A 19,414-nucleotide genomic window follows, 5' to 3' on the forward strand; every position below is an offset into this window, starting at 1 on the left:
GATGCCAACTTATAAGCGTATCCGGTATTAGCCCTCGTTTCCAAGGGTTGTCCCGGTTTGTTGGGTAGGTTACCCACGCGTTACTCACCCGTCCGCCACTAAGATCTTTCTAAGTAAACTCAGAAATCTCTCCGTTCGACTTGCATGTGTTAGGCACGCCGCCAGCGTTCGTCCTGAGCCAGGATCAAACTCTCCAAAAAAGTTATCTCAACTTCTTTAAAGAAGATGATATCTGCTCATGATTTCATGATTCTTTTTGAAACTCTTGCGAGTTTCTCTCATTGGCTGTCCTTGTTGTTTAGTTTTCAAAGACCAGTAAACATATTTATTAGCTGTTAAGAAAGATAGCAAATCTCTTGTCAAGCTAGATTTCAATCATACCATTAATAACCACAAAAGTCAATACTTATTTTTAATCCATCTAACTTGAATTTCTTTTGTTTTACTTCAGCTCACAAATTACCAAGCGAACATTGACTAATATACCATACTTATATTCACTATTTCAACTATAATAAATCAATGTATCTTAGGTTTTATAGCATTAATTATTATATATACTCTCATATTCTCGGCATAGGTAAGCAAATCGTCTTTTTATGTTTCTTGTTTCTGTAACCCGTATAACAATGTATCTTATGAAAAAGAGTCTGACTTCTGTTAGTCAGACTCTTAATCCTTAAACAAGTAGAAATAGCTCTACAGCAATATCCCTAATCAATTTGTCTCAATTTCAGATATCTAACCAATTCTAAGCTATCTCACAACATCCCTTAAGACAAAATTATTCTTCGCTATCGGCATCTAGAACACTCTCGTCTCGCGGACGCATGGTTGGGAAGAGGATTACATCTCGTATGGACGCAGAATCCGTTAATAGCATGACTAACCGATCGATACCGATTCCCAAACCTCCTGTCGGCGGAAGACCATACTCCAAAGCTTGTACGAAATCCTCATCCAAAATGTGTGCCTCGTCATCTCCCTTGGCTCTTTCTGCAGCCTGGGCTTCAAATCGCTGCCTCTGGTCGATAGGATCATTAAGCTCCGAAAAAGCATTAGCAAGCTCACGCCCAAATATAAACGCTTCAAAACGATCCGTATATTCCGGATGTTTGGCATTACGCTTAGCTAAAGGAGAAATTTCAACAGGATGCCCGGTAATAAATGTTGGTTGAATCAAATTGGGTTCGACAAAGGCTTCGAAAAACTCGTTAATGATTTTTCCACGTGATGTGCCTTCATCAACTTGAATACCCTTTTCCTTAGCTATCTCTTGTGCCTGCTCATCCGTTACAATCTCGCGAAAATCAACGCCTGAATACTCAAGAATACCCTCCAACATGGGTAATCTGCGCCAAGGTGATTTAAACTCAATAGCTTGTCCTTGATAAGTTATCATCGTCGTTCCGTGAACCTTTTTTACAATATAGGAGATCATCTCCTCAGTTAGTTCCATAATATCTTCAAAATTTGCATAGGCCTGATAGAGTTCCATCATTGTAAATTCAGGATTATGTTTGATCGAAATTCCTTCATTGCGAAAGGTTCGGCCAATTTCAAAGACTTTTTCAAATCCCCCGACAATAAGACGCTTTAAAGGAAGTTCCAGAGCAATCCGCAAATAAAGATCGATATCCAGGGTATTATGATGAGTAATGAAAGGACGAGCTGCAGCTCCCCCTGGTATGCTGTGCAAAGTTGGTGTCTCAACTTCAAGAAACTCTTTAGCTTCAAGATATTCTCGCATGTAGCGAATAATCTTGCTCCGTGTCACAAAAACTTGACGAACCTCAGGATTCATGACTAAATCCAAATACCGCCGGCGATAACGTGTTTCTACATTAGTCAGCCCATGGAATTTTTCCGGAAGAGGCCTCATTGCCTTAGAAAGCAACTTGACATCTCGTGCATGAATCGAGATCTCCCCACGTTTGGTACGAAATACCTCTCCTTCAACTCCAATAATGTCCCCAACGTCGAATTTGGAAATCAAATCAAAGAGAGTTTGGCCTAAATCATCCTTGCGCATATAAATCTGAATCCGTCCACTTAAATCTTGACTGTGGACAAAAATAACTTTTCCCTGATCTCGTTTGCTCATAATTCTGCCGGCAACGCTAACCTTCCGACCTTCTAGATTTTCAAAATCATCCAGAATTTCTTGAGCTTTATGAGAACGAATATAGCGATCTGCATAAGGTTCCAGACCTGCTTGGCGGAAAAGATCAAGCTTTTCTAAACGTATTCGCCAAAGGTCGTTAGTATTATCCATCTTAATTCCTCCATCATTTACTCTTATCTTATCAATTTTACCAAATATAGACGCGGCTAAACAAGAAGAATCAAGATTTTAACGTAAAACCAACGATCATTCATCATTTTGGCTGCGTTTCCCATAATATGGCTATCTTAAGATCAATAAACAAAGTGCAGGATCTGTATTTGATTAACCATACAGAAACACTGCACTCTGCAAAAAGCTTATTTTTTCTGTCCTAATTTGATAATGGGATAATCCTTACTTGATGTCGAGGATTTGATAGTGTAGAATCCCCGCCGGTACATTAACTTCCACGATAGATCCTTTTGTTTGACCCAAAACAGCTTTACCTACCGGAGACTCGTTCGAAATCTTATTCGTACCCGGATCTGCCTCTGCTGATCCGACAATATAGTACTCCTCTTCGTCTCCATAGTCAACGTCTTTTAAACGCACCTTTGCACCTAAAGTTACAACATCCGTTCCTTCAACCTCATCAATAACCCGTGCATTCCTGAGCATTTTTTCCAAGGTAATAATTCGACCTTCGATAAAAGCTTGATCATTCTTAGCATCGTCATATTCAGAGTTTTCGCTAATATCGCCAAAGTCAATGGCTTGCTTGATCCGCAAGGCAACTTCCCGACGCTTTACTGTTTTTGTTAGTTCTAACTCTTCCTCAAGTTTTTTGAGGCCTTCCAAGGTCAGAATGACTTCTTTTTCAGGCATAGTTTCTCGCTCCCTTTTCTCGTCCTACGCATTGTGCTATTTATAGTACTTTGCACTTTCTAACAGCCTTTAGCGTACTTCATTTAAACCAGGAACTGTAAAAAATAATTCCTCAAATACATTACTCGTTATTATAAGGACCTTGCAAAATATTGTCAAGGATACCACATTCCCTCTTAGCGAGCAATGTTCCCATAGTTTTTCTCTCTTCGACAAAATCTATTCTCCGTTTTGTAATATTCGACGCATGATGGTTCTCATTTCATCAGCGGATCTTGTTTGCATAATAATATCTCTGAATTGTGCCGCATTTCGTACCCCTTTGATATACCAAACAGCATGTTTTCTCATTTCGTTAAGACCAATATGTTCACCCTTATAGCGCAACACTCGCTCGAAATGTTGCATGGCTACCTTAATGCGTTCTTCAAGGACTGGTTCAGGTAATATTGTACCGTGTTCAAGGAAATACTGGGTTCGGGGAATAAGCCAGGGGTTTCCTAAAGCTCCGCGGCCGATCATGACACCGTCACATCCCGTCTCCTCAATCATTCTGCGCGCATCTTCCGGACAAAATATATCCCCGTTGCCGATAACAGGGATTTTAACCTTGCTCTTAACGTTTCGGATCCAGGCCCAATCAGCCCGTCCTGCATAAAATTGCTCTCGAGTCCGGGCGTGAAGAGTTAACATTTGAACTCCCACGGCCTCAAGACGACGAGCTATCTCCAAAGCCACAATTTCATCGTGATTCCAGCCAAGACGAATCTTTACCGTAACCGGAATACTAACAGCCTTTACAACAGCGGCCGCAATAGCTTGTGCCCGCGGCAAATCTCTTAGCAGGGCCGAGCCCTCGCCATTTTTTGTGATTTTAGGAGTAGGGCACCCCATGTTTATATCAATAACATTTGCGCCGGCATCTAAAGCCAAAATTGCTGCCTGAGACATTGTTCCCGGATCAGAACCGAATAGCTGAACAATCCTAGGCTCAGGTTCATCTCTCAAATCTAACATGCTTAATGTTTTTGAATTACGATAATTCAATGCTTTGTCGCTGATCATTTCTGTCCAAACAGTTCTTCCGCCTAAGGTGCATACCGTTTCGCGAAAGGCCTTATCCGTTACTCCTGCCAAAGGTGCTAAAAACACGGGAACTCCAAGGTTATAGTTTCCTAGATTCATATTCATTCCTCGATTAATTATTTCTGATTCCGTTCGTAAATGATTAATAGCCCTTCGAGAGTCAGAAAAGGGTCCACTGTTTCAATGGTTTCAGATTCGTGAGAAATCATCTTCGCCAACCCGCCGGTTGCTACAACTTTAGTTTCCGATCCTAATTCCTCTTTCATTCGTTTAACAATCCCATCAACTTGGCCCGTAAAACCGTAGTATATCCCAGACTGCATTCCGGCAACTGTATTTTTAGCGATTACCGAAGTAGGTTTCACCATCTCGACCCTTGGTAATTTGGAAGCGCGCAAAAAGAGGGCTTCCGTTGAAATCCCAATCCCCGGCGCAATAGCTCCTCCCAAATATTCTCCCCGTTTGGAAACAACACAGAACGTTGTTGCTGTGCCAAAATCTACAATCACCAGGGGTCCGCCATATTTAGCATAAGCTGCAACAGCATTTACAATCCGATCGGCTCCAACTTCCCTTGGGTTATCATAAATAATCGGCATGCCTGTCTTAATCCCTGGCCCCACTACAAGCGGTTCTACACCAAAATATTTTCGGGCAAGCGTTTCTAAGGTCGGCATAACAGGTGGGACAACTGAAGAAATGACAACAGCGGTTATCTCCTTAAAGCTTAAGCCACTAAAGTCAAAAAGATTTTTAATCACAACCGCATACTCATCAACAGTTCGAGACTTTTCAGTTGAAACTCTCCAATGATGAGTCAGTGTCCTTTCATCGTAAACCCCTAAAACAATATTGGTATTTCCTACATCGAATAGAAGAATCACACTACCACTCCTTTTGCCTAACGATCTAAGGCGTTTTGGCGCCGACGAACGACTTCTTGGCCAACCCAGACTGCAATCCCGGCCTTAATCAAATCCCCCATAAAAAGTAAAGGGACAAATCCAATCGTCAGAACACCCACCATACTTGTTCCTTGATGCAAAACCCAATGTAAAATCACATAAAGATAACTTAAACCAAAAAGATATAAAATGATAAGGCCTGAAAACACACCAGCAATCGCACGCCAAAGGCTTCCTTCACCATAAATGCGCCCCACGGCATAAGCCGCCGCAACATAACCTAACAGAAAGCCAAAGGTAGGTTTCAAAATATATCCCAACCCCCCGAAGGGCGCGGAGGCAAAAACGGGCAGTCCAAACAGCCCCAATACCAGATAAACCAGCATTGCCATGGCACCATATTCCGCTCCGAGAATAAGGCCTGAAAGATACACAAAAACCGGGAGAATACTAAAAGGAATCAAGGCAGGCGCCCAATGTATCAGCATACCTGTTAAGCACATTAAAGCCGCAAAAACCGATGACATAGCTAATTTCCGAACATTCATAAGTCTCACCCTCCATTGTAAACTTAATTTATATTTTGAGTTTACAATAAGAGCCGCTGACTTGCAATATATTTCTAAATTATCCAGAAGGAATAATTCCCTAAAAATATGCTCCCAGCTTAGATCTCAACTGAACTTCTCCGGCCGAAAACCGCTCCTCACCCTGTTCTGTGCTTAGGAGTAATTCACCATCCTGAGAAATCCCCTTAAACACTCCGACAATGACCTCCTCGCCGCGCAAAACCCTTACTTCTTCCCCAAGACCAACCGCTCGAGCCATCCAGTTAGAACGCAGCTCCTGAAAGAGATTTTCTTCCAGAGCCATAACCTGTTTTTCTAAGTACTTTAAAATTGTGGCAGCTAACCTATTCAAGTCAACCTCGTACCCCAATATTTCCTGCAACGTTGCAACCGTTAAGGCAGTGCCTAGTTTCTCACTTGAAAAATTGGCATTAATACCAATTCCTAATATTAAGGTCTGTACCCTATTCCATTCTCCGACGACTTCGCCGAGTATTCCGGTAATCTTTTTGCCATTATAGAGAAGATCGTTGGGCCACTTAATTCCAACCCGCAATTGATATAATTCTTCTATAGCATCCACAATTGCCACACTTGCAGCAAGAGTCAGCTTTGAAGCATTGGCTAAGGACAAGTTTGGCCGGATAATTACTGACATCCATAATCCTCCCAGAGGAGACTGCCATTCTCTCTGCATTCTTCCCCGACCTGCATATTGGGTTTTTGCTATAACAACCTGACCATGAATTCCTCCCTCACGTGCTAATTCCTTTGCCTTAGCATTTGTTGATGTCAGTTTGTCCTCAATAGCTAGAACATGCCCCAAGGACTTGGTTTCTAACATTTGCTCAATAACCCAGGCATTTAACGAATTGGGAGTTTTACGGAGACAATATCCTTTTTTGGTATGGGCCTCGATAGCAAATCCTTCTTCTTTTAGCTGTTTAATCTGCTTCCAAACTGAAGCTCTAGTAACATTAAGTTGTTGGCTGATTCTTTCACCCGATACGTACTCTCCGGGAAGAGAGACGAGAAGCTGAAGAATATCATGACTTGCCATTCGCTTTCGCTCCCTGCTTGATCCAATTAAGATTTTTGTCCATGAATTTCTTCGGACTCAATCTTAGTCGGCCGATTATTCTCATCCACAAAAACAACATTTGGCTTGTAATTATGAGCCTCCTCATCCGTAAGCAAACAATAGGAAATAATAATTACCTGATCCCCGATCTGCACCTGCCGTGCTGCGGCACCATTGAGACAGATCACGCCGGAACGAGGCTCCCCGGGAATGACATAGGTTTCAAACCTTGCACCGTTATTATTATTGACAATCTGTACCTTCTCATTAGGTAAAATATTTGCCTTTTGCATCAAGTCTGAGTCTATCGTCACGCTCCCCACATATTGAAGGTTAGCTTCTGTCACAATCGCTCTGTGAATTTTCGATTTCATCATCATTCTAAACATTTGTTTCAACCTCCACGACGATATTATCAATCAAGCGCGTTGGACCGAATTTTACCGCCAGCGCAATTAATACTTGTCGATTGATTTCTGTAACTTCCGAGAGATCCTCGGCGTCCCTGACCTCCACATAATCGATAACTCCTTGACTGTCACGCATAATGGCATTGCGAATAAAATCTTCAATGTCTCGGGCTGAACGTTTTCCTTGTTGAATCAATTCTGCCGCTTCATTAAGACTCCGAGACAGTACCAAGGCTTCCTGACGTTGTTCAGGCGATAAAAAGACATTACGCGAGCTGAGAGCAAGACCATCCTTTTCTCGAACAATAGGTACACCTCGGACCTCAATAGGAAGATTCAAATCACTAACCATTCGTCGGATAATCAAGTATTGTTGATAATCCTTTTGCCCAAAAAAGGCTATATCCGGTTGGACAATATGAAACAATTTGCTGACAACAGTGGTGACTCCTCGGAAATGTCCGGGGCGATTAGCACCACATAATACCTTGTCCAATTGAGTTACCTCAACAAACGTCACCATGGGCCTAGGATACATTTCTTCCACAGATGGATGAAAGAGAAGATCAACGCCGCACCCTTCCACTAATTGTGCATCCCTTTCTAAATCCCTCGGATAACGTGCATAGTCTTCGTTAGGTCCAAATTGCAGGGGATTGACAAAAATACTTACGACAACAAAAGCTCCTGTTTCTTTAGCCTTCTCAATTAACGTTAAATGACCTCTATGCAAGTAACCCATTGAGGGAACAAGAGCGATGGTTTTCCCCCTTTGTCTTTCCTCTTTAATGATTTTACGAAGTTCTGAAATTTTAGCAGTTCTAAGCATACCTATGTCCGCCTTTCTTACCTTATATTAAACATTAATGTCCAGATAGAGGCTGTTCTAACATTCCTAACATCGACTTCAGCTTAGTTAAATCTTCCGGAGAATAGGTCAACCCTTGTTGAGCCTTTTTGTCTTCTCCGAGCTCCAGAGCTTTTGACCCTAGTTCCTTGTATATTTTCTTGAGCTTCGAGGGCATATGTTCTAAATGACCTTGTATCACTTTAACATCGCCTCGCGCAACCGGCCCTGTCAAGGCTTGAGGAAGTCCCATCTGCTCCAGATTATAGAGAGTCCCTCGCATCAAAGGGATTAATGATGCCAGGGCTTCATCCTCTCGGAATCCAGCCTCGGCAAAAAGTTCCACAGCCAAAGAAGCCAATACTACCAGATAATTTGAAGCAACTACGGCTCCTGCATGATACATTGATTTCTGAGACGCTAAAATGCGATGAGGGATTCCCCCCAAATCGTTGACAATACCCACCCCAAACTCCTCATCATCACCTTCAATTCCGAAATGAGTCCCGCTTAAGATCTCCAAAGCCTTTTCTATGCTGGCAAAAGCCTGAAGAGGATGCAGAGAAAGACAGCGTACAGATAAACTCTCTTTGACCCTCAGCACATTCGAAGGGAGTGAACCTGAACAGTGAATCCATAGTTGTTTTGATTTAATAGAAGGTCTAACACTAAGGTTTTCAGCCACCGTGCGGATTAAGTCATCTTGGGTAGTTATAAACAATCCATCCGCAGTTGAGGCGAGTTCATCCAATGTAAGATGGTTCTTAGGCAAATACCGGCAAAAGCGTTCATAGGAACTGCGACTTCGCGTGTGAACACCAATGCAATAGTGTCCCTTCTCCTCTAACCGAAGAGCCAAAGCAGTCCCAACAATCCCTGCTCCGATAATCCCAAACTTCATTCTTTCCCCTCCCTACTCCATTTAGACTACTCTCAAGACTGATTTTGTTTAAGGCTGGTGCAACAACCGATTAGGGTTATTTGCCCTGCGTGCTTCCCTCAGGAACTATAATCTGAGATGCACCGGGCTCGACACAATTTTCAAATCGCGAACTCCCACTTCTACAAGTGAGAGTGACCCCCGATGTTCAGCTTTAGCTGAACGAGTTCACGCATCAGTGGTGCCGCTTCACGGCATGGAAGTTTAATAGTAAAAAAATGCCCTCACCAAGGTGAAGGCACTTTATTCTACCCTCCGTCTCGGTCTCATGATCCAAGCGGTGTTTGTTCAATAGTATTAGGTTGGTAGGCGTGATTCATTCGTTAACACCAAAACCACCGTACAACTCCTTCGATGTCGTCGGCTAATCTGGTGATTATTTATTCCTAATTATAAAGGAAACACCTTTCCCTCTCCAAAAACCTGACTGATCGGTCTTCCCGAAGGTAAAACAAGATTTGGTGCGATTTCACGCAGGGGAGCAAGCACAAACTCCCGAAACTCCAGATAGGGATGTGGTAATGTCAATTCCTTTGAATCACTAACCACATTATCATAAATTAGAAGATCAATGTCAATCGTTCTGGACCCCCAATGTTCCTTACGCACTCGTCCAAATCGCTGTTCAATTTCTTGACAGACATGAAGCAGATCCAAGGGAGGGAGAGTGGTATCCACCTCAACTACCTGATTCCAATACAGAGGCTGCTCTTGGACCCCCCAAGGTTCAGTTTCATAGATTCGTGACAGCGACAGAATAACAATGGCGGGACGCTTTAAAGCCGAAACAGCCTCGCTAAGATAGTAGCCTCTGTCCCCAAGATTACTGCCCAATCCTAAAAATGCTCTCATGCTGTTCCCCCTGCCAGTCGCCAAATCTCCACGGAAACGTCTCGGAAAATGCCGGCAACCGGTGCTTGGGGCTTATGTACTTCTACCCGAATAGATTTGCAATTAAATTGAGCCAAAACTGATTGAGCTATTTTTTCCGCCAAATATTCTATCAACTGATATTTATGATCCTTCACACAAGTTTTAATAACATTATACACTTCACCATAATGAATAGTGTCCTGAACTTGATCTGAACTCCCCGCCCGGCTGAGATCCACAAAAAGATCAATGTCTATTATGAATTTCTGTCCAAGAACCTGCTCCTCGGGCAGCGCCCCATGATGAGCATAAAACTCAAGGCCTCGAAGGTGAATAGCATCATGCCCCGACATAATTAACTCCTCTCTGCCCTCGTACGATGGCATCCGCCATTTCTACAGCTCTGCGATTCTCTTGAACATCATGAACCCGTACAATGTCTACACCGGCAGCCACGCCAAGAATGCTCGTTGCCAGCGTCCCTTCCAAACGTTCATCAACTGCTAGATCCAACGTTTTTCCAATCATAGATTTGCGAGATGTTCCCAATAGTACGGGTTGCCCTAAGGTCTTGAATTCTGCTAAACGAGACATGACCTCAAGATTTTGCTCCAAGGTTTTGCCAAAACCGATTCCCGGGTCTACGATGATTTGGTCTCCTGTTAAACCACTGGCTTCGGCTAGTCCAATACTGCGTTTTAAAAATGTCAGAATATCCCCCATTAAATGACGATAAGTTGTTCCCGCTTGATTATGCATAACAATTACAGGGGCTCGATATTCACCAATAACACTTGCCATTTCAGGATCTTTCTGCAGACCCCAAATATCATTAATTATATGGGCTCCAGCTTCAAGAGCCTTAGCAGCCACCTTTGCTTTGTAGGTATCAATGGAAAGAGGTAAATCCACACGTTCCGCTAAAGCATTGAGAATGGGCTCCAAACGCTTCCATTCTTCATCCTCACTAACTTCAAGATGGCCTGGTCGGGTAGATTCTGCCCCGATATCCAAAATATCCGCCCCTTCAGCAGCCATTTGCTCTGCTTGAGCTATAGCATCCTCAAGATTATTATATCTCCCTCCATCGGAAAAGGAGTCAGGTGTTACATTTAAAATCCCCATAATTAAGGTTCGTTCTCCAAGTCTTAATTTTTTACCACGGCAGTCTAATATTCTGGGTTTAGGAGGCTCAAAATTTACCAGCAGCTTCCTTAAATCATGACCGATTTGCTTCAATCCAAAGGGTTGGGCTAAAACTTTTGTTGAAAGCCTCTCAAGCTGCCGAACCGTTCCAAGCAACATAATATCTGTCGTCTCAATTTGGTTTACAATCACATTACGATGGACCGCTGCATCTCCGCCCAAAGAAAGCATCTCTTGCTTTAGAATATGGGCCACGCGCAAGGGCACCTGCTCTAGTTTTATTCCCCGCCCCAGCCCTTTTCCGGCCATATGAGCAATCCCCGCAGGATCGGCGCCAATTTCTTTTATGGCCATATTGGCCTCTGCCAGATTCTCCATACTAACCCATCTCATGCCATAGCTTTGCATCTATTAACCCCCCCAAATTAATACGTAATAAGTCTCATTGCTTGATTATATTTATAACATTGTTTTTGTGTTCGGCAATGGCGGCAGTCTCTTGCCCAATTATCAGCTAAAGCCAGAGCATTACCCAGTACACTTAGGCCATCTGCGCAGTGTTGGCGATGTTCACGTATTCCCTTAAGAATAATCGTAATTTCTTCGCGATTAAACTTACAAGTCTCAAGTATCGGCAGTGCCAGTTTAGCACTCGCTTCGGCGTGGTCTTCTCCGCTCTGATACTCCACCCATCGTCCTATATCATGAAGAAAGGCAGCAGCATAAACTATTTCTTTAGAAAGAGCATGACCATCTTGCTCTAAAATATAGGCATAAGCGATACGAGCGACACTTATCCCGTGATCAAAACCATGCTTACAGAACTCCCGGTTTTTTTCTAATTGATCGATTGTCTCCTGATAGGCAACATAATCCCGATGATCCAAGAGCTGATTTATGCGAGCCATCGAATGTAGTATTTTGACCCACTCCCTACCTTCAATCAAGGTAACTGGTTATAAAGAAGGTAAGCCTTGGGAATCCACCCAAGGCCTGCCTTCACTTACTTCTATCATCAGTAACTTCACCTTGATCGAATTATTCCAATAATACTTTAAATTCGATAAACTAAGTGAATTCCCTTCTCTATAAAGCCATTAATTCTCATAATTCGGAAATCATTAAGGAACTATCGGTTTTGCATTTTTGAAGGTGTATGAACCTTTGAAGGAGGGGATCGTTAGGGTTTTTCGAGTAATACTTACTATCTGTCCATTCTGTTTCAAAGCAGGTGCTTCCACTTTGGAGAAATAATCCAGAAGAGTGTCTTGATCTCCAATGGCATCCAATTCATAAGGAACTCCTTCGACTCGGTTAATCGGAACTTGGTTTATGAGAATTGTCGAACTCCCGCTAAGCACAATGGCTGTTGTACTCACAATTCGTTGTCCGTTCACACTAATTGCTTCAGCTCCGGCAAATTTCAATGTATTGACCATCCTGGCAATATCCTCAGTACTTACAGGAAAGAGCGTATTTTTACCCCGATCATCTATGCTTATTTGTATACCTGGCCCCTCAACAGCTTGTGTCCCCTCAAGAATCTGTAATTGCTTCAGTCGATCCAGCAATTGAGGATCAGTTCCAACTTTTTTGCGCGCTGTATCCAACTCCGTTAATAAATTCTGATGTTCCTTCTGAAGTTGAGCATTTTGAGCCTGAGAATTATCTAATACTGATTTCATTTGGTTTAAACGCTCAGCACTAATTTGTTCTGCCGCAGAAACATTTTTTTGAGTGTGTACCTGTAACGAGACGAGGAAACCTAAAGCAATAGCTACCATTGTAACAGGGAGGGCTAGACTTCTTTTCCAGCGATGCATCATGTTCCCTCCTTAACTGGTTGAGCAAAGCGATACGGCTTCAGTTTTCCGGCTGGCAAGATTAAATTTTGGTCGATCTCGAGTTTACGTGTAATCCCATACTGTTGTTGAAAATCTCCCAGTCTATCCCATCCATAAAACTTGAGTGCCGCAGTAAGATTATTCTTATCACCAATTGCTTCAATGACATAGGGCGGCATTTGTCGCGTGTCATTAATTTGAATAAAAGAACCCCCGCAAAAGACTTCGGTATTCGAGGTTACACGCTGCCCGTTAACTGCAATAGCCTCTGCCCCACCATTCCATAGAGCATTAAAAATCTCCCGGATATATTGCTCATGAATATAATAATTGTTTAGATCATCTTGACCCTGGACCGTTCGCTTTGAATCATCAAGGGTAATTCGTATCCCCGGTCCTGAAACGGCTATCAGGCCGCCATTCATTTCAGCTTCTTGAAGCTGTTGATTCGCTAAAGACGAAGCGCTTTGCCCTTGAGCATATTTCCCAAGTTCTTGCCGCAGCTTAACATTTTCCACTGAAATCTGCTGATTTTCAAGCTCTGTTTGAACTAAACTCGGTACTGCAGTCTCTTGCCCTATAGATTCCTTGCCGGCAATCCCATGAGCCTTGAGCAGCATTACAAACAGAAACCCAATTAACACGGATCCTAAACCGAGTAAGGATCGTTCTCTAATCTCCAACTGCATATCATTGCCACCTCCAAAAAGAGAGCAAATTTTTAAAAAGGACACCCATCAGGGCGTCCCTATTTGTATACAAAAAGTATAAATCTTTAAGAGCGCAAACGCAACCTACATTGATCAAGGTCATTCAGCAAGATTTCTACTCGCTTAACCAATCTTCCCCGGCTTTGGTATAGTCGATAAGCTCTTCAGATTTAAAATAAAGGGCAATTTCACGTTCGGCACTCGCAATAGAGTCCGAACCATGTATTACGTTGCGGCTAATGTCCATTCCATATTTACCCCGAATTGATCCTGGATTAGCATTAGCGGGATTTGTGGCTCCCATCAGCTCTCTTGCCAAAGCCACAACATTCTTGCCTTGCCAAACCATAGCAACAACAGGTGAAGACATAATATAAGCCACAGTTGGTTCGAAGAACCCTTTGCCCTTGTGTTCGGCATAATGAGCTTCAGCCAAAGCACGATCCACCTGGAGCAGCTTTAGTCCAACGAGCTTGAAGCCCTTGTCTTCTAACTTAGCAATAATTCTCCCGACCAGTCCGCGTTGAATGGCATCCGGTTTCAACATCAGGAATGTTCTTTCCATACATAATCTCCCTTCACTAATAATCTTTATTCAATCTTATTTAACTCTTCTTCAAGGGTTTGTGTTGGCAGATCTTCTGGTTCCTTTTCCAAATTGACCGTTATGTCCTTTGGGACTTCCTCTGCAGGCTTGGCAAATTGAGCCATTATTGCAGCAAAACTGTTTACATCTAAAGTTTCCTTTTCCATTAAAGCTTGGGCAATAGCATGGAGTTTGTCAATATTTTCCCGGATTAAAGTTTGAGCCTTCTGATAACAGTCATCAATAATACGACGAGCCTCTTTGTCTATAGCATAGGCTACCGCATCGCTGTAACTGCGATCACGAGAAATGTCTCTTCCCAGAAAAACTTGTTCTTCTTTATGTCCGAAGGTAAGAGGTCCTAATTCCTCAGACATCCCAAGTTCAGTAATCATTTTACGCACAATACCGGTTGCACGCTCCAAGTCGTTAGAAGCTCCCGTACTTATTTCATGCAGGATCACAGATTCAGCCACACGTCCGCCCAATAACATCGTAACCTGATCGAGCAGCTGAGATTTTGTCATATAATTGCGATCTTCTTTAGGAAGCAGGAGGGTGTATCCACCGGCTCTCCCACGCGGGATTATGGACACTTTATGCAAAGGATCAGTATGAGTGAGCAACTCTCCAAGCAATGCATGTCCGGCCTCATGATAAGAAACAAGTTTCCTTTCAAAAGCACTCATGACCCGAGTTTTCTTCTCCGGACCGGCAATAACTCGTTCAATCGACTCCTCGATAGTTTGTTGGCGAATTTGATTTTCTCCCCTTCGCGCGGAAAGAAGAGCAGCTTCATTAAGTAGATTTGATATATCGGCCCCGGTGAACCCGGCAGTTCGACGTGCTATGACTTCCAAATCAACTTCATTAGTAATAGGCTTGCCTTTGGCGTGAACTTTTAAGATTTCTTCACGCCCCTTTACATCGGGAGCATCAACAACGATTTGCCGATCAAAGCGACCAGGGCGTAAAAGGGCAGGGTCTAATACGTCAGCTCTATTCGTTGCCGCAATAATGATAACGCCGTCATTTCCATTAAAACCATCCATCTCCACGAGAAGTTGGTTCAACGTTTGTTCTCTCTCATCATGGCCGCCGCCTAAACCGGCGCCCCGCTGCCGCCCGACAGCGTCTATTTCATCGATAAAAACAATACACGGCGCACTTTTTTTAGCCTGTTCAAACAAATCACGAACCCTCGAAGCGCCGACTCCGACAAACATCTCTACAAAGTCAGAACCACTTATACTGAAGAACGGGACACCAGCCTCCCCGGAAACAGCACGAGCCAGTAATGTTTTACCGGTCCCCGGAGGGCCGAATAATAATACTCCTGTAGGAATCTTAGCCCCTAATTCGTTAAACTTTTTAGGGAACTTTAGAAACTCAACGACTTCTTGCAGTTCTTCTTTAACTTCATCAGCACCCGCGACATCGGCAAAGGTTACTTTCTTCTTGTCTTCACCAACAAGACGGGCCTTACTTTTTCCAAACTGCATGACGCGATTGCCGCCGCCCTGGCTTTGCTGCATCATAAAGAAAAACAGGCCCACAATAGCGAGAGTTGGCAGAAGTGTGGATAAAAGCCCAACCCACCAAGGTGACTCGGTCGGTTCGGATAAATTAAGCGGAACTCCATGGGATAACAAATCAGAGGCAAGCTGCGGATCATCGGCATAGCCAACCACATCGTGCTTCGTATCGTCTTTCAATGTAACCGTATACTTAATGGTATTGTTTTCAATGATACCTGAAACATCTTTAACTTGGTTATCTACTACATCTCTCTTAAATGTAGTATAGTCCATTCCCACGTCTTTGTTCACGGGAGGGGCCGACCATTTAATTAAAACAATTGCCATAAGAATTATAAGCACATAAATTGTTGCGTTCTTAAAGACCTTCAAATATGGTCCTCCTCTCTAGTTGGCGAACCGCCTAATCTTACAAAGCAATTCCACATATTATACCATGCTGAATTTCTTTTTACAATGAATTCAAATTAGAGCTCCCGGTTTGCAGCCATAATCACGCAGTATACTTTTGGGGAGTGTTTCTGCGGCGGCCACAATCCGCTCTGACGAAGACCCGGAATCCAGAGCACCTCGTCTCCAACGGCAACAAGCGGAAAGTTGCCCCTCCTAGAGGCAGAGATTTTACCCTCCTGAAATACCTTTTTTAAAGCCTTGTGCCCTACACCCGGAAACCACATTTTGTCGCCTTGCCGCCGTGTTCGACACATAAGACGGCCATGTGTTTGCATCAATAACTCTTGATCGAAGATTGCCACTTGGTTTTCGGAGTCTCTCAAACCTTCCTCCGCTAATTTGAATTCTTTTTCTGTAAGAAACATAATCTCAGCCTCATAACCAGGGATTTTGATCCGCCTTCCCGGTTCTAAGAGGATGTCCGAAATGTAAGGTTTAGCGTCTTTCTCTATAGACTGGACTTTATTGCAAAACCATATACCCTCTTCATTAATTTTTACAGTCAAACCCGGCAGATCCTGTCTCCATCCCGGCTTGCCTTGAGAGGACATAATCTTGGTAATGTAAGCATAGCTTAACCCTCTGCGTTCCCGGGTAACTATCATTGCCGCGTGTCGCAGCAGACGCGAAAGAATCGCAGCCGGTTCAGCAAAGACCGCTGGCTTTAAGCCAATCGCTTGTTGGCTTTTCAAAGCATATACATTCCAAGCTTTTTCCACTTGCTGAGCTAAATACTCCTCATCCCAGCGCAGAAGTTCCCCCATCCTTCCCAAGGCTTCCTGAAGCCTTGGATTATATTCTCTCTCCAACAACGGTATTAGTTCCAAACGAATTCGATTTCGGACATAAACCGGCTGCAAATTCGTCTGATCGATAGCATAAGGTAACCTCTCCTGCTCACAGTATTTGAAAATATCTGCCTTTGTAAACGTCAACAAGGGACGAATTATGGAGTCCCTTGACGGATATATACCTGCTAAGCCAGCAGCACCGCTTCCTCTCAGCAGGCGATAAAGAATAGTCTCAGCTTGATCACCTAAATGGTGTGCCGTTGCTAAAAGATTACACCCATCTTCTTGCATATCCTCCCGCCAACGAGCATACCGCCACTCTCTCGCAGCTTCTTCAAAGGATTTCCCCATGGCTTGAGCATAGCCAAGAGAGTCGAAACGATGAATCCGGCAAGGAACTTCCCATCGCTCTGCCATTTCTCGAACAAGTTCCAATTCCTGATCCGATTCTTTCCGAGCCCCGTGATGAACATGGGTAATAACGAGTGAAATTCCCTGAGCAGGATCTTCCCGCATATATCGCCAAAGTATATGCCCTAAAGCCATAGAATCAGGGCCTCCCGACACAGCGACCAGCAATTTTGTGTTTTTCGGAATCAGATTAGGCAATATGTAAGTATGCAATTCTTCGAACATCGTTGATTCTCCGCTCTGATCAGAAACTCTTATTAAACATTATAACCTTAACATTCTCTCCGAATAAACACAACGCCATACTTCCATAAAACTTTCGTTTAACGAAAAAATTATTAATAATTATTGAGGTGTATCCTCTAAAATTTTCTAAAGTCTTCCGGCAAATTGCAGGATGTCGAAGGAAAAGACCCCGATTTCTCGGGGCCAGATATGTTTCGAAGTCTATTGAGTTATTCCCCTTTATTTTAGAATAAACCGCTGACTTTACCTGTTTTGGTATCAACATCGATTCTTCTGTAAGCAGGATCGGAAGCCGTACCGGGCATTAAGGTGATTGTCCCTGCCATTGGGCAGAGGAATTTTGCACCACCATATACTAAAATGTCACGAATTGGTAACCTCCAGCCCTGAGGGACTCCTTTCAATGCAGGATCATGGGATAAACTCAAATGGGTTTTTACCATCATCGTGGAAAAGTCGGCATAGTGGGGATCTGATTCAAACTTTTTAGCTTTAGCTTCAGCCTCAGGAGACCAATCGACACCATCTGCACCATAAACCTCTTTAGCGATAAGCTCGACACGTTGACGAAGCGGCATTTCAAGAGGATAGAGACATTTGAATTCTGACGTTTCCTTACAAGCATCCATGACCGCGTCTGCTAATTCCAGAGCGCCATCGCCGCCTTCGAGCCAATGGTTGGAATAGGCGCAGCGTGCCCCGGCTTCTTGCACGATCTTCTTAACCAAATTGATTTCAGCTTCTGTATCCGTGTAGAAGCCATTGACGCAGACAACAGGCACTATGCCCGATTTTTTAACAGTCTTCAGATGATGAAGTAAATTGGCACACCCTTTTTCCACAAGTTCGAGATTTTCTTGCACATATTCTTCCGGAATTGGACGTCCAGGTATAACAGCAGGCCCGCCTCCATGCATTTTTAAGGCACGGATTGTTGCCACGAGGACGGAAACGTTTGGTTTCAGACCGCCCAACCGAGCCTTGACGTTCCAAAACTTTTCAAATCCGATGTCTGCAGCAAATCCGCTCTCCGTAACGTGATAATCAAACATCTTAAGGCCTATGCGGTCTGCAATAATCGAAGACTGCCCAATAGCAATATTAGCAAAGGGACCGGCATGAACCATAACAGGCTGCCCCTCAGCAGTATAGCAAATTGTTGGATTTATCGTATTGCGCATCCAAGCAGTCATTGCGCCGTCAACTTCCAGATCCTTAGTAGTTACAGGTTCACCTTTCTTGTTATAGGCTACGATAATGTTGCCAATCCGTTCTCTTAAGTCCGGAAGATCCTTGGCAATTGCTAAAATGGCCATTAACTCCGAACTTACTGCAATTCCAAATTTCGATTGCATTTGAAAGCCGTCTTTTTTTCCGCCAATCCCTATAATAATATTTCTTAACCCTTGTGCCGCAAAGTCAATAATCCAGCCCATTTCAACATTTTTGGGGTCTATATCCAGACGCTTTAAGCCTCGTTTGGCAAGTTCTTCGTCTGTATAGTTAGCCTCATGCTGCATGCGGGCATTAAGAGCAACCATCGCCAGATTATGGGCATTCATAATATCATTAATATCACCGGTTAGGCCAAGAGAAAATTCGGTCATAGGAATCAAGAGGGCATTGCCGCCGCCGGCAGCAGTACCTTTAATGTTCATGGTCGGTCCTCCGGATGGCTGACGAATTGCGCCCCCAACCTTAACACCCCGTTTAGCAAGCCCCTCAATCAGCCCCAATGATGTCGTTGTCTTTCCTTCGCCAAGAGGTGTGGGTGTAATTGCTGTGACTTCAATATAATAACCGTCGGACTTGTTTTTGAGGCGTTCCATCACCTTCAAAAAATCAACCTTCGGCGTTTTCCCATAAGGAATCAGTTCGTCCTTTTCAAGGGATAATTTTTCTACCAATTGATCAATAGTGGGCATGGTCTTTTCGGCTTCTTCGGCAATTTGCCAATCTTTGAGTTTTGTTGCATCCCAAGCCATA

The 19,414-nt window shown here is 43.5% G+C and carries 19 protein-coding genes and 1 rRNA gene; all 20 read right to left on the reverse strand.

Annotation, left to right across the window (positions count from 1 at the left end; genetic code table 11):
• Positions 1–200: ribosomal RNA gene (locus ACPUYX_RS08640) — 16S ribosomal RNA — on the reverse strand; the annotation flags it as partial.
• Positions 201–784: 584 nt separating this feature from the next.
• Positions 785–2,275 (reverse strand): lysine--tRNA ligase, encoded by a 1,491-nt coding sequence (lysS, locus tag ACPUYX_RS08645; protein WP_426379293.1) that lies wholly within the window; start codon positions 2,273–2,275, stop codon positions 785–787.
• A 246-nt stretch (positions 2,276–2,521) separates the two neighbouring features.
• Positions 2,522–2,992, reverse strand: coding sequence for a transcription elongation factor GreA (gene greA, locus ACPUYX_RS08650; protein WP_088226274.1), 471 nt, complete (start codon positions 2,990–2,992; stop codon positions 2,522–2,524).
• Positions 2,993–3,211: 219 nt separating this feature from the next.
• Positions 3,212–4,177 carry a tRNA dihydrouridine synthase DusB gene (gene dusB / locus ACPUYX_RS08655; RefSeq protein ID WP_426379294.1) on the reverse strand — a complete coding sequence of 322 codons (966 nt, stop codon included), beginning with the start codon at positions 4,175–4,177 and terminating at the stop codon, positions 3,212–3,214.
• Between the two features lie 17 nt (positions 4,178–4,194).
• Positions 4,195–4,962 carry a type III pantothenate kinase gene (locus ACPUYX_RS08660; protein ID WP_088226276.1) on the reverse strand — a complete coding sequence of 256 codons (768 nt, stop codon included), beginning with the start codon at positions 4,960–4,962 and terminating at the stop codon, positions 4,195–4,197.
• Between the two features lie 17 nt (positions 4,963–4,979).
• Complete coding sequence (locus tag ACPUYX_RS08665) at positions 4,980–5,531, reverse strand: biotin transporter BioY (protein ID WP_426379295.1); 552 nt, start codon at positions 5,529–5,531, stop codon at positions 4,980–4,982.
• Positions 5,532–5,631: 100 nt separating this feature from the next.
• Complete coding sequence (locus ACPUYX_RS08670; protein WP_426379296.1) at positions 5,632–6,612, reverse strand: biotin--[acetyl-CoA-carboxylase] ligase; 981 nt, start codon at positions 6,610–6,612, stop codon at positions 5,632–5,634.
• A 26-nt stretch (positions 6,613–6,638) separates the two neighbouring features.
• On the reverse strand, positions 6,639–7,022 hold the full coding sequence (gene panD / locus ACPUYX_RS08675) for an aspartate 1-decarboxylase (protein ID WP_426379297.1): 384 nt from the start codon (positions 7,020–7,022) through the stop codon (positions 6,639–6,641).
• The gene (gene panC / locus ACPUYX_RS08680; RefSeq protein ID WP_426379298.1) at positions 7,015–7,872 is read right to left on the reverse strand and encodes a pantoate--beta-alanine ligase; all 858 of its coding nucleotides are present in this window, start codon (positions 7,870–7,872) and stop codon (positions 7,015–7,017) included. Before panC ends, panD begins: the two co-directional genes overlap by 8 nt.
• A 34-nt stretch (positions 7,873–7,906) precedes the next feature.
• Positions 7,907–8,791, reverse strand: coding sequence for a Rossmann-like and DUF2520 domain-containing protein (locus ACPUYX_RS08685; protein WP_426379299.1), 885 nt, complete (start codon positions 8,789–8,791; stop codon positions 7,907–7,909).
• 429 nt (positions 8,792–9,220) lie between these two features.
• Positions 9,221–9,682 carry a 2-amino-4-hydroxy-6-hydroxymethyldihydropteridine diphosphokinase gene (gene folK / locus ACPUYX_RS08690; protein ID WP_426379300.1) on the reverse strand — a complete coding sequence of 154 codons (462 nt, stop codon included), beginning with the start codon at positions 9,680–9,682 and terminating at the stop codon, positions 9,221–9,223.
• Complete coding sequence (gene folB, locus ACPUYX_RS08695) at positions 9,679–10,056, reverse strand: dihydroneopterin aldolase (protein WP_426379301.1); 378 nt, start codon at positions 10,054–10,056, stop codon at positions 9,679–9,681. Before folB ends, folK begins: the two co-directional genes overlap by 4 nt.
• Complete coding sequence (gene folP, locus ACPUYX_RS08700) at positions 10,043–11,257, reverse strand: dihydropteroate synthase (protein WP_426379302.1); 1,215 nt, start codon at positions 11,255–11,257, stop codon at positions 10,043–10,045. The genes folB and folP overlap by 14 nt, the downstream gene beginning before the upstream one ends.
• 17 nt (positions 11,258–11,274) lie before the next feature.
• On the reverse strand, positions 11,275–11,757 hold the full coding sequence (locus tag ACPUYX_RS08705) for an HD domain-containing protein (RefSeq protein ID WP_426379303.1): 483 nt from the start codon (positions 11,755–11,757) through the stop codon (positions 11,275–11,277).
• A gap of 213 nt (positions 11,758–11,970) precedes the next feature.
• Entirely contained in the window at positions 11,971–12,672 is a 702-nt protein-coding gene (locus ACPUYX_RS08710; RefSeq protein WP_088226286.1) for a DUF881 domain-containing protein, read from the reverse strand.
• Positions 12,672–13,382 carry a DUF881 domain-containing protein gene (locus tag ACPUYX_RS08715; RefSeq protein WP_426379304.1) on the reverse strand — a complete coding sequence of 237 codons (711 nt, stop codon included), beginning with the start codon at positions 13,380–13,382 and terminating at the stop codon, positions 12,672–12,674. The genes ACPUYX_RS08710 and ACPUYX_RS08715 overlap by 1 nt, the downstream gene beginning before the upstream one ends.
• Before the next feature lie 136 nt (positions 13,383–13,518).
• Positions 13,519–13,968 (reverse strand): nucleoside-diphosphate kinase, encoded by a 450-nt coding sequence (gene ndk / locus ACPUYX_RS08720; RefSeq protein WP_426379305.1) that lies wholly within the window; start codon positions 13,966–13,968, stop codon positions 13,519–13,521.
• Positions 13,969–13,994: 26 nt separating this feature from the next.
• Positions 13,995–15,899, reverse strand: coding sequence for an ATP-dependent zinc metalloprotease FtsH (gene ftsH / locus ACPUYX_RS08725; protein WP_426379306.1), 1,905 nt, complete (start codon positions 15,897–15,899; stop codon positions 13,995–13,997).
• 95 nt (positions 15,900–15,994) lie between these two features.
• Positions 15,995–17,407, reverse strand: a complete 1,413-nt coding sequence (gene tilS / locus ACPUYX_RS08730) for a tRNA lysidine(34) synthetase TilS (RefSeq protein WP_426379307.1) — start codon at positions 17,405–17,407, stop codon at positions 15,995–15,997.
• 245 nt (positions 17,408–17,652) lie between these two features.
• A complete protein-coding gene (locus tag ACPUYX_RS08735; protein WP_426379308.1) occupies positions 17,653–19,413 on the reverse strand; it encodes a formate--tetrahydrofolate ligase in 1,761 nt (586 codons plus the stop codon).
• Between the last annotated feature and the right edge of the window lies 1 nt (position 19,414).

Source organism: Desulfosporosinus sp. SYSU MS00001 (genome assembly GCF_049943955.1).
Lineage (GTDB): Bacteria > Bacillota > Desulfitobacteriia > Desulfitobacteriales > Desulfitobacteriaceae > Desulfosporosinus.

Coding starts and splice junctions, on each gene's coding strand:
- lysS (WP_426379293.1), bottom strand. CDS start 2,275: ATGGATAATACTAACGACCTTTGGCGAATACGTTTAGAAAAGCTTGAT.
- greA (WP_088226274.1), bottom strand. CDS start 2,992: ATGCCTGAAAAAGAAGTCATTCTGACCTTGGAAGGCCTCAAAAAACTT.
- dusB (WP_426379294.1), bottom strand. CDS start 4,177: ATGAATCTAGGAAACTATAACCTTGGAGTTCCCGTGTTTTTAGCACCT.
- ACPUYX_RS08665 (WP_426379295.1), bottom strand. CDS start 5,531: ATGAATGTTCGGAAATTAGCTATGTCATCGGTTTTTGCGGCTTTAATG.
- ACPUYX_RS08670 (WP_426379296.1), bottom strand. CDS start 6,612: ATGGCAAGTCATGATATTCTTCAGCTTCTCGTCTCTCTTCCCGGAGAG.
- panD (WP_426379297.1), bottom strand. CDS start 7,022: ATGTTTAGAATGATGATGAAATCGAAAATTCACAGAGCGATTGTGACA.
- panC (WP_426379298.1), bottom strand. CDS start 7,872: ATGCTTAGAACTGCTAAAATTTCAGAACTTCGTAAAATCATTAAAGAG.
- ACPUYX_RS08685 (WP_426379299.1), bottom strand. CDS start 8,791: ATGAAGTTTGGGATTATCGGAGCAGGGATTGTTGGGACTGCTTTGGCT.
- folK (WP_426379300.1), bottom strand. CDS start 9,682: ATGAGAGCATTTTTAGGATTGGGCAGTAATCTTGGGGACAGAGGCTAC.
- folB (WP_426379301.1), bottom strand. CDS start 10,056: ATGTCGGGGCATGATGCTATTCACCTTCGAGGCCTTGAGTTTTATGCT.
- folP (WP_426379302.1), bottom strand. CDS start 11,257: ATGCAAAGCTATGGCATGAGATGGGTTAGTATGGAGAATCTGGCAGAG.
- ACPUYX_RS08705 (WP_426379303.1), bottom strand. CDS start 11,757: ATGGCTCGCATAAATCAGCTCTTGGATCATCGGGATTATGTTGCCTAT.
- ACPUYX_RS08710 (WP_088226286.1), bottom strand. CDS start 12,672: ATGCATCGCTGGAAAAGAAGTCTAGCCCTCCCTGTTACAATGGTAGCT.
- ACPUYX_RS08715 (WP_426379304.1), bottom strand. CDS start 13,382: ATGCAGTTGGAGATTAGAGAACGATCCTTACTCGGTTTAGGATCCGTG.
- ndk (WP_426379305.1), bottom strand. CDS start 13,968: ATGGAAAGAACATTCCTGATGTTGAAACCGGATGCCATTCAACGCGGA.
- tilS (WP_426379307.1), bottom strand. CDS start 17,407: ATGTTCGAAGAATTGCATACTTACATATTGCCTAATCTGATTCCGAAA.
- ACPUYX_RS08735 (WP_426379308.1), bottom strand. CDS start 19,413: ATGGCTTGGGATGCAACAAAACTCAAAGATTGGCAAATTGCCGAAGAA.